This window comes from Caballeronia sp. AZ1_KS37 (assembly GCF_023631165.1).
Lineage (GTDB): Bacteria > Pseudomonadota > Gammaproteobacteria > Burkholderiales > Burkholderiaceae > Caballeronia > Caballeronia zhejiangensis.
The window spans coordinates 281,248-294,875 of the sequence record NZ_JALQDP010000034.1; the positions used below are offsets into that span (position 1 = coordinate 281,248).

Consider the following 13,628-nt stretch of genomic DNA (forward strand, 5'->3'; position numbering starts at 1 on the left):
GATTACCGCAGGCACGCTTTTATGGATGCGTGCTCTTGTTACGATTGAAAAACGAAATTGCTCGAGCAGTGTCAGTACGCGGCGGCGAGCGGCGGTGCCATGCTCGCGCTTCGCTGCGCGACCATCGCGTCGGCGATCTTCTCGGCGATCATGATGGTCGGTATGTTCGTATTGGCCGATGGCAGCCTCGGCATCAGCGATGCATCCACGACGCGCAAGCCGCGCGCGCCGTGCACGCGCCCTTCGGTATCCGTGACGGCACCGCGATCCTCCGCGCCGCCCATGCGGCATGTGCCGCTCGCGTGCCACACGCCGAACACGTTCGCGCGGATGAACGCGGCGAGCGCGCGGTCGTCGGCGAGCAGCGCGTCCATCTTCAGTCCGCGCGTGAAGAAGCGTTCGATGAGGAAACGGCGCACCGGCGCGGGCGCATCGAGCAGCACGCCGAGAACGGACGTGAGGCGCGCATTGCCCTCGCCGACCCGGCTCAGCGCCTTCACGCGCGCAGAAAACGCCGCCGGAAAGAAGTCGCGCGAACTGCGCCCGAGTCCCGATGCGTGGACCACGCTCGCCAAAATCCGCACGCCCGCGGCGAGGCGCTGCACATCGCGTTCGTCGTCGAGCAGATTGAGATCGACGCGCGGCGCGGCGGCCGCATCGGGCGATGCGAGCTGCACGCGGCCACGCGAATACGGCCGGTTGCACCACAGAAAGAAGAGTCCGAGCCGGTTGCCGAGCGCATGCCACGCCGCACGCGTCGCGCTCGACAGATACAGGTCCGAGGCATCGCAGCCCGCGACGCCGGAACTCAGACGCGCGGCCATCATGCTGGCGCGGCGTCGTGCGAGCGGCATGCGAAAGCGCGGCTCGAGAAAATGACAGAACGTCAGCGACGGATGATCCTGCAGATTGCGTCCGACGCCCGGCAAGTCCACTTCGCACGCGATGCCGAGCGCCGCGAGCTCGCGCGCATCGCCGATGCCCGCGCGCATCAGCATCGCCGGCGACTGCAGCGCGCCCGCGCTCAGCACGACTTCGTCCGCATCGAACTGAACGCGCTCGCCGTTCTCCGCAATCGCGACGACACCGCGCGCCGTCGCGCCGTCCATCACGATGCGTTCCACGCGCAGCTTCGCGTAGACCGCGAGATTCGGACGCCTGCGCGTGGCCTCGTCGAGATAGGCGATGGCCGTGGACACGCGCCGATCGTCGATATTGGAGAACGCGCCGGGAAAGAACCCGTCGCCGAACTCGCCATTCTGGTCCTGCAACTGCGCGACCCCGTTCTCGCGCAGACCCTTTGCGAACGCGTGGCAGAACGCCGGCCAGTCGTCGGGCATGATGCGGCGGATCGGCACCGGGCCGTCGCTGCCGTGCATCTCGCCGCCGGGAAAGTTGACGTCGCGTTCGAGCTTGCGAAAGTACGGCAGCACGTCGCGCCACGCCCAGCCATCGGCGCCGTCCGCGGCCCATTCGTCGTAATCGCGCGGCAGGCCGCGATTGGCCGACTGCACGTTGATGCTCGAGCCGCCGCCCATCACGCGGCCCTGCTCGTACACGCGCGGCGCGGCATCCTTCGTGGCCTTCGCTTTCAGGTCGGGCCAGATGTAGGTATCGCCGCAGAAGACCGGCATCGGATAGCTGTCGAGAATGGCCTCGGGCACGGCGCCGGGCGGCGTATCCGCGCCCGCCTCGATCAGCGCGACGCGCAGCGACGGCACCGCCGACAGCCGATGCGCCAGCACGCATCCCGCCGAGCCGCCGCCCACGATCACGACATCGAAGCGCTCCATCGCCTGTCTCCTTTTATTGTGAAAAGCGCGGGATCAGGACCCGCGAAACACCGGCTTGCGCTTGCCGTGGAACGCTTCGACGCCTTCGCGGAAATCGTCCGACGAGCGCAGGCGGCTATAGCAATGGCCTTCGAGTTCGATCGCGATCGAAAGCGGCGCGTCTTCCGAGTCGTTCAGCAGCTTCTTCGCCGTGCGCTGTGCCAGCGGCGAGAACGCGCGCAGTTCGTCGACGAGCGCATCCGTCGCCGATTCGAGTTCCGCGTCGGCCACGCAGTCCACCGCGATGCCCCATTCGTACGCCTGCTTGCCGGGAATGCGGCGCGAGCGCATCACAATGTCCTTCGTGCGGCCGATGCCGACCATCGACTGCAAGCGCGCCGAGCCGCCCGAGCCGGGAATCTGCCCGAGCTTCTGCTCCGGCAGCGCATAGAACGTCGTATCGGTGACGATGCGGAAATCGCACGCGAGCGACAACTCGAAGCCCACGCCGAAGCAGAATCCGCGATTGGCCGCGATGACCGGCTTCGAGCAGCGCGCGGGCGCCGCGATATTCCACGCGAGCTTCGACACATGTTCCGGCGATGCCTCGAGAAAGCCCTTGATGTCGCCGCCGCTCGAGAAGTGCTCGCCCTTGGCGCGCACGACGATCACGCGCACGCGGTCGTCCTCGTCGAGCGCCTCGAATGCAGCGCGCAACTGGTCGCGGGCGTGCATCGAAATGACGTTGAACGGCGGGCGATGCAGGATGATGTCGGCGCGCTCGCGGGCGGCGTCGATCTCGACTGAAAAGCCGTCCAGGTCTTGCAGCAGCGTCTGGCCGCGATGGTTCAAATCGCTCATGTTCGGTTACTCCTTGGTGGTCTCTGTAGAGGTTGCGTGGGTCTCGCTCGCGTATTCGCCGGCCTGCAGCTTGCGGCGCAGGATCTTGCCGACCGGAGACTTCGGTATGTCGTCGACGAACACGTATTCGCGCGGCCGCTTGAAGTTGACGAGATCGGACTGACGGCACCAGCCGTCGAGCGCTTCTGCATCGACGAACTCGCGGCGCTTGATGAACGCGACGACGCGCTGGCCCCATCGCTCGTCCTTGACGCCCGCGACCGCGACTTCGTCGACGGCCGGATGCAGCGACAGCACCGATTCGATATCCACGGGCGAGATGTTTTCTCCGCCGCTGATGATCATGTCGTCGACGCGGCCGGTGACGTACAGGTCGCCGTCGGCATCGAAGTAGCCGGTGTCGCCGGTGAAGTACCAGCCTTCGCGCAGCGACTTCGCATTCGCGTCCGGGCGATTCCAGTAGCCTTCGAAAGCCTCGTCGCCGAGCAGGTCCGCGATGATCTGGCCTTCCTCGCCGGCAGCGGCGATCTGATCGGGCGATACGGCATCCAGCTTCACGACGCGCAGCCGCGTGTTGATGCCCGCGCGCCCCGCGCTGCCGGGCTTCTTCGTCGCGTCCTGATCGATGCTGAACGTATAGACCTCGGACGAGCCATAGTGATTGACGAAGAGTTCCGGCTCGAAGGCGGCGGACAGGCGCTTGAGCAGGCCGTCGTTCATCGGCGCGCCCGCGAAACCGAGCTTCCTGACCGACGACGTGTCCGTGGCCGCGAACGTCTTGTCGGCGAGCAGGTCGTGATAGAGCGTCGGCACGAGGTAGAGGCACGTGAGCCCGTGCGCGGCGATGGATTCGAGCGCGAGCTTCGCGTTCCAGCGGCGCACGCAGACGAACAGGCCGTCGACGAGCGCCATCGCGAGCAGCGAGCGCACGCCCATCGTGTGATAGAGCGGCATCACGCCGAGCGTTCTCTCGCCCCGCCGATACAGGTTCTGCGCGACATGCGCGAGCGCGCCCGCGCGTTCGTGACGATGACGCCGCGGCACGCCCTTGGCCTTGCCGGTGGTGCCGGACGTGTAGAGGATGAGCGAGATGTCGTCGGCGGTGGCGCGCGTCGTCGCGTCGTGGCGCGCTTCGCTGCGGTCGGCAACGAGCGCATCGAACCCCAGGTTGCGGCCGGGCGCATCGTCGAGGCCGATGCGCGGCACGTTCTGCGCAGCCGGACTCTGGATGACGGCATCGGCGCAAACGGGCTCGTAGACGATCGCCTTCACGCCGGCATCGGTCACGCAATAGTCGAGTTCGTCCGGCTTCGCGCGCCAGTTGAGCGGCACGATCACGATGCCGGCGAATTGTCCCGCCCAATGCAGCGTCGCCATTTCCCAGCGGTTCTGCAGCACGACGAGCAGCCGGTCGCCGCGTTCGAGACCGAGCGCGCGCAGGCCATCGGCGACATTCAGGATCACGCGATGCCACTGTGCATAGGTCAGTTGCAGTTCGCCATCGACGAGCGCGAGCGCGTTCGGACTGCGCTCGACGCTTTGCAGAAAGGTGCGGCCGAGATCAAGCATGTTCGACCTCGCTCGTGTCCGCTTGCGTCCGGCGGCGCGCCGCCACGTCGAGCACCGCCGCCACGATCGGCGTGTAGCCCGTACAGCGGCAGATATGCCCCGACAGCATTTCGCGCACTTGCTCCTCGGTCGGATTCGGCACGCGTTGCAGATAATCCGCGCACGACATGAGGATGCCCGCCGTGCAGAAGCCGCACTGCAAGGCGTGATGCCGCTGGAACGCCTGCTGCAGGTCGCCGAGCGTCTGCTCGGGCGCGAGACCTTCGACGGTATCGATACGCCGTCCGTCCGCCTGCACCGCGAGCATCAGGCACGCGCGCGCCGCGACGCCATCGACGTGCACGGTGCATGCGCCGCAGACGCCGTGTTCGCAGCCGACGTGCGTGCCGGTCGCGCCCAGTTCGTGCCGGATGAAATCCGACAGCAGTTCGCGCGGCTCGCAATGGCCGCTGCGCTCGCGGCCGTTGAGCGTCAGCGCGATGCGCTGCCGTTCGTCCCGCCGCATGATGTTTGCCGACATGTCGCTCACTTCGCCTCCTCGATCACACGCCATCCGAGTTGCCGGACCAGATTCCGGCGATATTTCGCGCTGATATGCGCGTCGTCCTGCGCGTTCAGTTTCCAGCTCAAATCGTTCAGTGCGCCGCGCAGGTCGTCGCCTGCGAGACGCGGCCAGCTTTCGACCACGGGCCTGTCGGCGACGCCGCCCACCGCGATGCGAATCGCATCGTCCGATACGACCGCCGCGCACGCGACGATCGCGAAATCGCCGTGACGCGCGGAGAATTCGCTGAACGCGTAGCGCTCGCCAGCTTTTCGCAGCGGAAAGCGCACCGCTTCGACGAGTTCGTCCGGCTCGCGCGCGGTCATCAACATGCCCTGAAAGAAATCCTGCGCGGCGAGCGTGCGCCGCTTCTTCTTCGAGCGCAGCATCACGTCGCCGCCGAGCGCCGAGAGCACGAGCGGCAGTTCCGCGCTCGGGTCCGCATGTGCGATCGATCCGCACACCGTTCCGCGATTGCGGATCTGAAAATGCGAGATATGCGGAAAGGCCATCGCGAGCAGCGGCACTTCTTCTGCGAGCGTCGCGCGCCATTCGACGCTGCCTTGCGTCGCGGCCGCACTCACGACGAGCCGCCCCGCTTTCTCGTCGATGCGCACGGCACTGAGTTCGGCGGTGCGGGATATATCGACGAGCATCTTCGGCTGCGCGAGCCGCATGTTGAGCACGGCCATCAGCGACTGTCCGCCCGCCAGCACGCGCGCGTCCTCGCCGTATTGCGCAAGGGCGTCGAGCGCGTCCTGCGTGGTCGGCGCGCGCAGATAATCGAACGCTACGGGCTTCATGCGCGCCTCCTGAAACGTGCGAGGAATCTCGCGAGCCACGATCCGCGCGTCTGCACCGGCTTGCCCGCCGCCTGCCGCCCGAGCGATTCGAACAATTGATTCAGCACGACCTTCGTCGCGCCTTCGAGCATGCGGCCGCCGACCGCGGCGACCTTGCCCGACACCTGCGCTTCGTAGTCGTACGTGAGCCGCGTGCCGCTGCCTTGCGGCTTCAGTTCGACGAGACCGCTGCCGCGCGCGCTGCCGAGCGGCGACGTGCCCGCACCCGCCAGCCGCAGACGATGCGGCGCGTCGATCTCCGACAAGCCGATGCGCGCCTCGAAACGTGCCTTGATGAGGCCGACGCCCACGGTCACGTCCGCGCGATACTGGTTCGGCGCGGTTTCTTCGAGCGCATGACAGCCCGGAATCACGTTAGCGAGCGCCTTCGGATCGAGCAGCACGGCGAACACGGCTTCCGGCGTCGCGGGCAGATCGACGCTTCCCTGCGCCGTCAGTGCGCGTCCGCCGCCCGGCGTCGCGGGCTTCGCCGCCGGCGCTTCGCGATATTCGGGGCGCGACGGCTCCGGATCGTCGATGCCGATCATCGCCATGACCCTGGACGGCGTGAGCGGCAAGCGAATGTCTTCGACGCCGAGCGCATCGGCCACCGCGTTCGCGATGCACGGCGGCGTGCTCATGTTGTTGCCTTCGCCGAGCCCTTTCGCGCCGAGCGGCGTGAACGGCGACGGCGTCTCCAGATGCACGATCACCGGATCGGGCACTTCGCAGGTCGTCGGCATCAGATAGTCGGCGAGCGTGCCGGACTGGAAGCTGCCGTCCGCGCCGTAGCGGAACTCCTCCATCAGCGCCGCGCCGACGCCCTGCGCGAACGCGCCGCGAATCTGGCCATCGGCGAGCGCGGGATTGAGGATCGTGCCGGCATCGTGCACGGTGACATAACGGTCGATCCGCACGCGCCCGGTCGCACGGTCCACTTCGACGCCGCACATGTCGAACGCGAAGCCATACGCCGCCGACGTGTTGATGCGGTCGGCCTCGTCGGGCGCGTCCATGTGCGGCGGCGACCAGAACACCGTCTCGCGCAGGCCCGGCTCCTCGCCTTCGGGCAGGAGCGCGGGCGCCCAGTGCGGCGCATTGCTCGCGGCGCGCGCGAACGGCAGCGCGCGATCCTCGGCGTGCACAGGAAAGATGCGCGCGCCTTCGAAGCGGATCTCGTCGGGCGAGCAGCCGAACTGCTTCGCGAGCACGCGCGACAGCTTCTCGCGCACGCGCGTGGCGGCCAGATGCACCGTGCCCGCTACCGCGCCCGCGAAGCGGCTCGAATAGTTGCCCGCCGCGACGGACCACGCGTCCTTGTGCGTATCGAATTCGACGTTGACGACGATGTCCTTCGGGTCCAGCCCGAGCACATCGGCGACGACTTGCGCGCACACCGTCATGTGCCCCTGCCCCGCGGGCGTCGATGCGATCGTCACGACGACGCCGCCCAGCAGATCGACGCTGACTGTGGCGCTCGCGATCGCGCCGTTCTTCGGCCCGGCCTTGCGGCGCGCGTCGGCGGGCATGACGGTCGTGATGTAGCCCATGTTCGATACCGACGGCTCCACGATCGCCGCGAAGCCGATGCCGAAGAGCCGCCCTTCCCTGCGCGCGGCATCGCGGCGTGCGACGAGTTCGGCGTAGCCGCCTTCGTCGATCGAGCGGCGCAGCGCTTCCTGATAGTTGCCTGAATCGAGCAGCGCGCCGGCCGCCGCGCGATACGGAAACGCATCGGCGGGAACGAAGTTGCGGCGATACACGTCGAGCACGTCGAGCTTCAGTTCGATGGCAATGCGCTGAATCAGCCGCTCCAGCGCGAAGTACACCTGCGGTCCGCCGAAGCCGCGCACGAGGCCGGTCGGCGTCTTGTTCGTGAGCACGACCCGATTGCGCACGAGCAGATTCGGGATCGCATACGCGCCCGTCAGACAGCCGTGCATCCGGTAGAACGTCGCGGGCTCCGGCGCGCGCACGTAACCGCCGACGTCTTCGAGCTGGTCGTAGGACAGCGCGACGATGCGGCCATCGCTTTGCACCGCCGCCTCGATGGTCGAGAGGCGCGCCGTCGCGGAGGTCGCCGCGCTCAGGTGCTCCAGCCGGTCCTCGACCCATTTCACCGGCGCGCCCGCCTTGCGCGACGCGAGGCACATCAGCACGACATACGGAAACACGGCCTGCTTCACGCCGAAGCTGCCGCCCGAGTCGCGCGGAGCCTTGTGACGCAGACGGTTCGCGGGCACGTTCAGCGCCATCGCCATGACGGCGTGCAGCGAGAACGGCCCCATGAAGTTCGACGTGACGTCGTAGCCTTCGTCGCCGGACAGATATTCGGCGATCACGACGCCGCACTCGATCGGCGCGCAGGTGTTGCGCGGATACTGCGCGACGAGCTTCACGCGATGCGGCGCGTTCTCGAACGCCGCTTCCGGCTCGCCGTAGCGGAAATGCCGGTCGCTGACGACGTTGCTGCCGACGCGCTCGTGCAGCAACGGCGCGTCGTCCCGCACCGACTGCTCGATCGACGTGACCGGATCGAGCGTCGCGTATTCGACCTTGATGAGATCGAGCGCGTCTTCCGCGAGGGCACGCGAATCCGCGATGGCGACCGCGACCGGCTCGCCCACATAGCGCACGCGGTCCATGGCGAGCGCCCACTGTTCCATCGGCGATTTCACGCCGACGACGAACGGACGCGACCACGCACGCAGATCGTCACGCGTGAGCACCGCATGCACGCCGTGCAGCTTCAACGAGGCGTCCGTGTCGATAGAAACGATGTCGGCATGAGCGTGCGGCGAGCGCAGGATCGCGGCGTGCAGCGTGCCTGGTTTCACGGCAATGTCATCGCCGTAACGGCCGCGGCCCGTGAGAATCGCCGGATCTTCGAGGCGCTGCATGGCGCGGCCGACGTGGCGCTGCGGCGTGGCAACGGCGTCGTCGGCGACGCGTGCATTGATATCTGCGAAGGCGGTATCGCGCTGATTCATCGCATCATTCCTCATCTTGCGCGCGGCGGCCGAATGCATCGGCGAGGCCGCTCCAGCGTCGCGCGATCTCCTGATGCTCGATGCCGAAGAGATCGAGAATGCGCCCGACCGTGTGATCGACCACATCGTCGATGCTCTTCGGATGCGCGTAGAACGCGGGCACCGGCGGCATCACGATCGCGCCCATTTCGGTGGCGAGCGTCATGTTGCGCAGATGCGCGAGATTGAGCGGCGTTTCGCGCGCGACGAGCACGAGGCGGCGGCGTTCCTTGAGCATCACGTCGGCGGCGCGCGTGAGCAGGTTGTCGGCGAAGCCGTTGGCGACGGCCGCGAGCGTCTTCATCGAACACGGTGCAATCACCATGCCGTCGCTGACATACGATCCGCTCGCGACCGACGCGCCGATATCGCGCACGTTGTGGACGACGTCGGCGAGCTGGTCGATGTCGCCGCGCGTCAGCCCGAGTTCCTGCGCCGCCGTCACCGCGCCCGATGCCGACACGATCAGATGCGTCTCGTGCGTGCCGAGCCGCCGCAACGCAGCGAGCAGGCGCACGCCGATCACCGCGCCGCTCGCGCCGGAAATGCCGACGACGATGCGCTTCTTCTGCTCAGCCATGATTGCGCGCCAGGTAGGCGTCCAGTGCGCTGTTGTCGGCGGCGACGAGCGCGTCCAGATCGACTGCGTCCTGTCCGGGAATGCGCACGCGCGTAAAGACGTGCTCGGCATAGACGACGGGGCGCGTCGCATCGAGGCCCATCTTCGTGCTCATGCCTTGCAGATGCGCGGGCGCATCGGCGGGCTGGCCGACAGTCGTCGACGGATCGAGCGGCGAACCCTGCGCGCCGGCGATCACGACGAGATCGCGGTCCGCCTGAAAACGCGTCGCGATGGCCCATTCGATTTCGGCGGGATCGTGCACGTTCACATCGGGATCGACTACGACCACTTGCTTGATGTCGTAATGCGCGCCGAACGCGCAGAGGATCACGTTCTTCGCTTCGCCCTCGCGCTTCTTGTCGAACTGCACCCACAGGTGATAACGGCACACGCCGCCCACCGAAAGATGCACGTCCTTCACGTTGGGATGGCTGCGTTGAAGGTGCGCGAGCAACGTCGCTTCGCGCGGAATCGCACCGAGCAGCAGATGCTCCATCTCGGCGGGCACGATCGTATGAAAGACCGGATCGAGCCGATGCGTCACCGCCGTCACTTCGATGACTTCGCGCGCTTCCTTTGCACTGTAGTACTTCGGGAATTCGCCGAACGGGCCTTCCGGCTCGCGCACGTCCGGCAGAATGCGCCCTTCGATGACGATCTCCGCGAACGCCGGCACATGCACGCCGTTCGTCACGCACGCGACGACGGGCAGCGGCGCGCCATGCAGCGCACCCGCGATCTCCAGCTCGTCGTGATCGATCGGCGTGATCGCTTGCGAAGCGAGCATCGTGAGCGGATCGACGCCGATGGCTACGGCGACATCCAGCGCATCGCCGGCTTCTTCCGCCGCGCGCTGAAAGGCATAGAGGTGGCGCGGCAGCAGCAGGATCGCCATGCGGTCGCGGCCATGCACCTGAATGCGGTTGATCGAAACGTTCTGCACGCCGGTCCGCGGATTGCGTGCAATCACGAGACCCGCGGTGATGTACGGGCCGTTGTCGTGTTCGCTATGCGTCGGAATCGGCAACAGCGCGTGCAGGTCGATGCCGTTCGTATGCACGACTTGCTGGCACGGCGCGTTTTCGCGCTCGACGCGTTTCGATGGAAGCGGCGCAGCAGCAGCAGCCGAGAAGCGGGCGAGCAGTTCGGTTTCGTCGACGCCCATCGCTTCCGCGATCCATGCACGCTTCGCCATGAAGCCGCTGACGACAGGCACCGCGTGACCGCCCGGCTGCGTGAAGAACGCCGCCTGCGTGCCGTCGAGGCGCTTGGCGATGGCAGCGAGTTCATGTTCGAGCGCAACGAGCTTGTCGATCGTCGCGACGCGGCCGGTCCGCGCAAGATGCGCGAGCCAGTCGCGCAGCGAAAGGGAGCCGGTATCGGTGCGATCCGGGGCCCACGAGAATGCGGGATTGCCGTTCGTTGCGGCATCGCGTGTGTTCATCAGCGTCTCCATCTGGGCGCGCCTGCCAAAGCCAGCGCATTGGATGAAGCGTAGCGAGATCGCCCCATAACGGCTAATACTGTTTATTGATGCGCCGAATCATTCGTGCTTATATCGGTGCTAGCCCGGATGACACGGTTGTTGCGCTCACGTATCAATGGAGCACGCGCGAATGGGCGCTTGAGCAGCAAGCCTGAACAAACGCCCGGCGCGGTCCATCGAAGCAGTCTGATAACGGTGCGGTCGCCTATTAGCATCGCTGATACCCCACGGAACATGGACCTCAAGCAAATCCAGTACTTCATCGCGCTGTTCGAGGACGGCTCGGTCACGCGCGCGGCCAAGCGTCTCAACATCGTGCAGCCCGCGCTCAGCATGCAGATCGCGAAGCTCGAGGACGAATTGCATCAGCAGCTTTTCGAGCGCGGCGCGCACGGCATGGCGCCGACCGCCGCGGGACGGCTGATGTACCGCCTGTTCTTGCCGATCATGCGGGACCTGGCTCACGCGCGGCAGCAACTCGTGCAGCGCGACGAAGTGGTCACGGGACATGTCGGCATAGGGTTGATCGCATCGGTGACGGAGAGCGTGCTCGCGGATTCGCTGTCGCGCTTTCACGCGCGTTACCCGGATGTCGAAGTCACCGTCGCCGATGGCTACAGCGCCACCTTCATCGACTGGGTCGCGGGCGGCCAGCTCGATGCCGCCATCATCAACAAGCCGCGCGCGCGTCTTTCGCTCGACTCGCGCCCGCTGCTCGACGAAGAGATGGTGCTCGCCACCAGTGCGACGCATGGACCGGATCTGCCGCACGCGATCGAACTCGCGCAACTGCCGGAACTGGAACTCGTGCTGCCGACCAAGCGCCACGGTCTGCGCGGCGTGCTCGACAGCGCCGCGCAGCACGAAGACATCCTGCTTGCGCCGCGCTTCGAGATCGACGTGCTGTCGACCATTCTCAAGCTCGTCGAAAATACGCGCTTCGCGACGATCCTGCCGCGCATCGTCGTCGAGCGGGCCGCGCGGCACGGCACGTTGCGCGCATGTCCGATTCTCGCGCCGCGCATCGTGCGACACATTCTCTGCGTGAGCCATCCGCGCCGCCCGTTGAGCGCGGCGGCCGAAGCGCTCATCGCGATCATCGGCGACGAGTTGCATCGGGCGTCGAACTTTTCGGGTGACGAACCCTCCCCCTTAATCAAGGAAAGCTCCGCATGAACGCACGACACTGGATCGCCGGCGAATGGACCGGCACGCCGACGCTCGACAGCATCGACCCCGCGACGGGGGAAGCCATCGGCCAATATGCCGACGGCGGCGCGCACGAAGCCGACGCAGCCATCGCCGCCGCGCGACATGTGTTCGATCGCACGACGTGGGCGCAGGACGCGCGTTTGCGTCAGGACGTGCTGCTGGCGTGGGCCGCGGCGCTGGACCACGAGCGCGAGTCGCTCGCGACGCTGCTCACGCGCGAGAACGGCAAGACGATCGCGCAGTCGCGTGGCGAGATCGCGGGCGCCATCTCGGAGGTGCGCTATTACGCGGGTCTTGCGCGCCATATCGCCGGGCATGTGCTGGAGCCTGAGCCCGGCACGATATCGACGATGCTGCGCGAAGCGGCCGGCGTCGTCGCGATCATCGTGCCGTGGAACGCGCCCGCCGTGTTGCTCGTGCGCTCGCTCGCGCCCGCGCTGGCGGCCGGTTGCACGGCGATCGTCAAGCCCGCCGCCCAGACTTCGCTCGTGACGGCCGCGATGATGCGCTGCTTCGAGCTCACCGCGTTGCCCAAGGGCGCCGTGAATCTCGTCAACGAGCGCGGATATGCGGCGAGCGAGCGGCTCGCGGATTCACACGGCGTCGATGTCCTCAGCTTTACGGGATCGACCGCGACGGGCAAGAAGATCATGGTCGCGGCGGCGGACAGCATCAAGAAGCTGTCGCTCGAACTCGGCGGCAAGTCGTGCTGCGTCGTGTTCGGCGATGCGGATATCGACGCCATCGCGCCGCGTCTCGCGCGGGCCGCGACGATCATCTCGGGTCAGCAATGCACCGCGGCGCGCCGCGTGCTGGTTCATGCGTCGCGGGCGGCGGACATGCGCGAGAAGCTCGCGTCGGCGCTCGCGTCGCTGAAGGTGGGGCCGGGCATCGATCCGGCGACGGATATCGGCGCGCTCATCGACGCCGCCACGCGCGATTCCGTCGAGCACACGATCGAACGTGCGTGCGCGACTGCCGATCGCGTGCTGCTGCGCGGTGCTCCATCGGGACATGCGTTTCTGTCGCCGACGCTCGTCGAGCATGCCGACCCCAAGGCGTTCTTCTGTCAGGACGAGATATTCGGTCCGTTCGTCACGCTGGAGGTGTTCGAGAACGAGCAGGAAGCGATTCTGAAAGCCAACGATACGGTTTTCGGCCTCTCCGCGAGCGTGTGGACGAACGATGGTCCGCGCGCGTTTCGCATGGCGCGGGCGCTGCGCAACGGGACGGTGTGGATCAACGATCACAACAAGCTATTCGCCGAGGCGGAAACCGGCGGCTATCGTCAAAGCGGGCTGGGACGGCTTCATGGCTATGATGCCCTTGCGGATTTCACCGAGCTCAAGCATATCTGCATGCCAGCCGGCGTCGCGGACGGGATCGCGCCGCTGCGGTGATGGCGGGTGGCGGGCCGGCTTCGTCGTGCCGAGCCAAGGCACCAAAAAGAAAGGCAAGAGTCATCCTGTGTAATCCCGATATAAGAAAGTTTTATCCGAGCCATCACGCGATGCTATTAGAACCGGTGGACCTTTCTGCCTAGAATTCAGGTCTCTCAGGTTCGTCGGAATCTCGCTTCTTTGACGGACTTTCAAGCGCCGCCCCCGTAATGGAGTCGGCGCTTTTTTGTTGGCGACTCGGGCCCGACTCGCTGACCGAGCGAGGGGCACCGAGTTCCGCCGGCAGCGGAT

The 13,628-nt window shown here is 66.6% G+C and carries 10 protein-coding genes; 2 read left to right on the forward strand and 8 right to left on the reverse strand.

Going from position 1 to position 13,628, the window contains the following annotated elements; translation table 11 throughout:
• Positions 1-71: 71 nt before the first annotated feature.
• From NCS00_RS21895 to NCS00_RS21930, 8 genes are read right to left on the reverse strand one after another with little or no spacing between them, the layout of a single operon-like run.
• Positions 72-1,793, reverse strand: a complete 1,722-nt coding sequence (locus NCS00_RS21895) for a GMC family oxidoreductase (RefSeq protein ID WP_250440970.1) — start codon at positions 1,791-1,793, stop codon at positions 72-74.
• Positions 1,794-1,826: 33 nt separating this feature from the next.
• Positions 1,827-2,633, reverse strand: a complete 807-nt coding sequence (locus tag NCS00_RS21900; protein ID WP_250436534.1) for an enoyl-CoA hydratase/isomerase family protein — start codon at positions 2,631-2,633, stop codon at positions 1,827-1,829.
• Positions 2,634-2,639: 6 nt separating this feature from the next.
• Positions 2,640-4,202 (reverse strand): AMP-binding protein, encoded by a 1,563-nt coding sequence (locus tag NCS00_RS21905; protein ID WP_008348097.1) that lies wholly within the window; start codon positions 4,200-4,202, stop codon positions 2,640-2,642.
• Positions 4,195-4,722 (reverse strand): (2Fe-2S)-binding protein, encoded by a 528-nt coding sequence (locus tag NCS00_RS21910; RefSeq protein WP_085955302.1) that lies wholly within the window; start codon positions 4,720-4,722, stop codon positions 4,195-4,197. The genes NCS00_RS21905 and NCS00_RS21910 overlap by 8 nt, the downstream gene beginning before the upstream one ends.
• Before the next feature lie 5 nt (positions 4,723-4,727).
• Entirely contained in the window at positions 4,728-5,549 is an 822-nt protein-coding gene (locus NCS00_RS21915; protein WP_175980890.1) for an FAD binding domain-containing protein, read from the reverse strand.
• Positions 5,546-8,578: a xanthine dehydrogenase family protein molybdopterin-binding subunit gene (locus tag NCS00_RS21920; protein ID WP_008348101.1), complete on the reverse strand. Its 3,033-nt coding sequence runs from the start codon at positions 8,576-8,578 to the stop codon at positions 5,546-5,548. Before NCS00_RS21920 ends, NCS00_RS21915 begins: the two co-directional genes overlap by 4 nt.
• A gap of 4 nt (positions 8,579-8,582) precedes the next feature.
• Complete coding sequence (locus tag NCS00_RS21925; RefSeq protein ID WP_175980894.1) at positions 8,583-9,197, reverse strand: UbiX family flavin prenyltransferase; 615 nt, start codon at positions 9,195-9,197, stop codon at positions 8,583-8,585.
• A complete protein-coding gene (locus NCS00_RS21930; protein WP_250440971.1) occupies positions 9,190-10,683 on the reverse strand; it encodes a UbiD family decarboxylase in 1,494 nt (497 codons plus the stop codon). Before NCS00_RS21930 ends, NCS00_RS21925 begins: the two co-directional genes overlap by 8 nt.
• Before the next feature lie 276 nt (positions 10,684-10,959).
• On the opposite strand from NCS00_RS21930, the gene NCS00_RS21935 reads away from it, so the two are divergent.
• Positions 10,960-11,901 (forward strand): LysR family transcriptional regulator, encoded by a 942-nt coding sequence (locus tag NCS00_RS21935; RefSeq protein ID WP_008348104.1) that lies wholly within the window; start codon positions 10,960-10,962, stop codon positions 11,899-11,901.
• Positions 11,898-13,337, forward strand: a complete 1,440-nt coding sequence (locus tag NCS00_RS21940; protein ID WP_175980896.1) for an aldehyde dehydrogenase family protein — start codon at positions 11,898-11,900, stop codon at positions 13,335-13,337. Before NCS00_RS21935 ends, NCS00_RS21940 begins: the two co-directional genes overlap by 4 nt.
• The last annotated feature ends 291 nt before the right edge of the window (positions 13,338-13,628 follow it).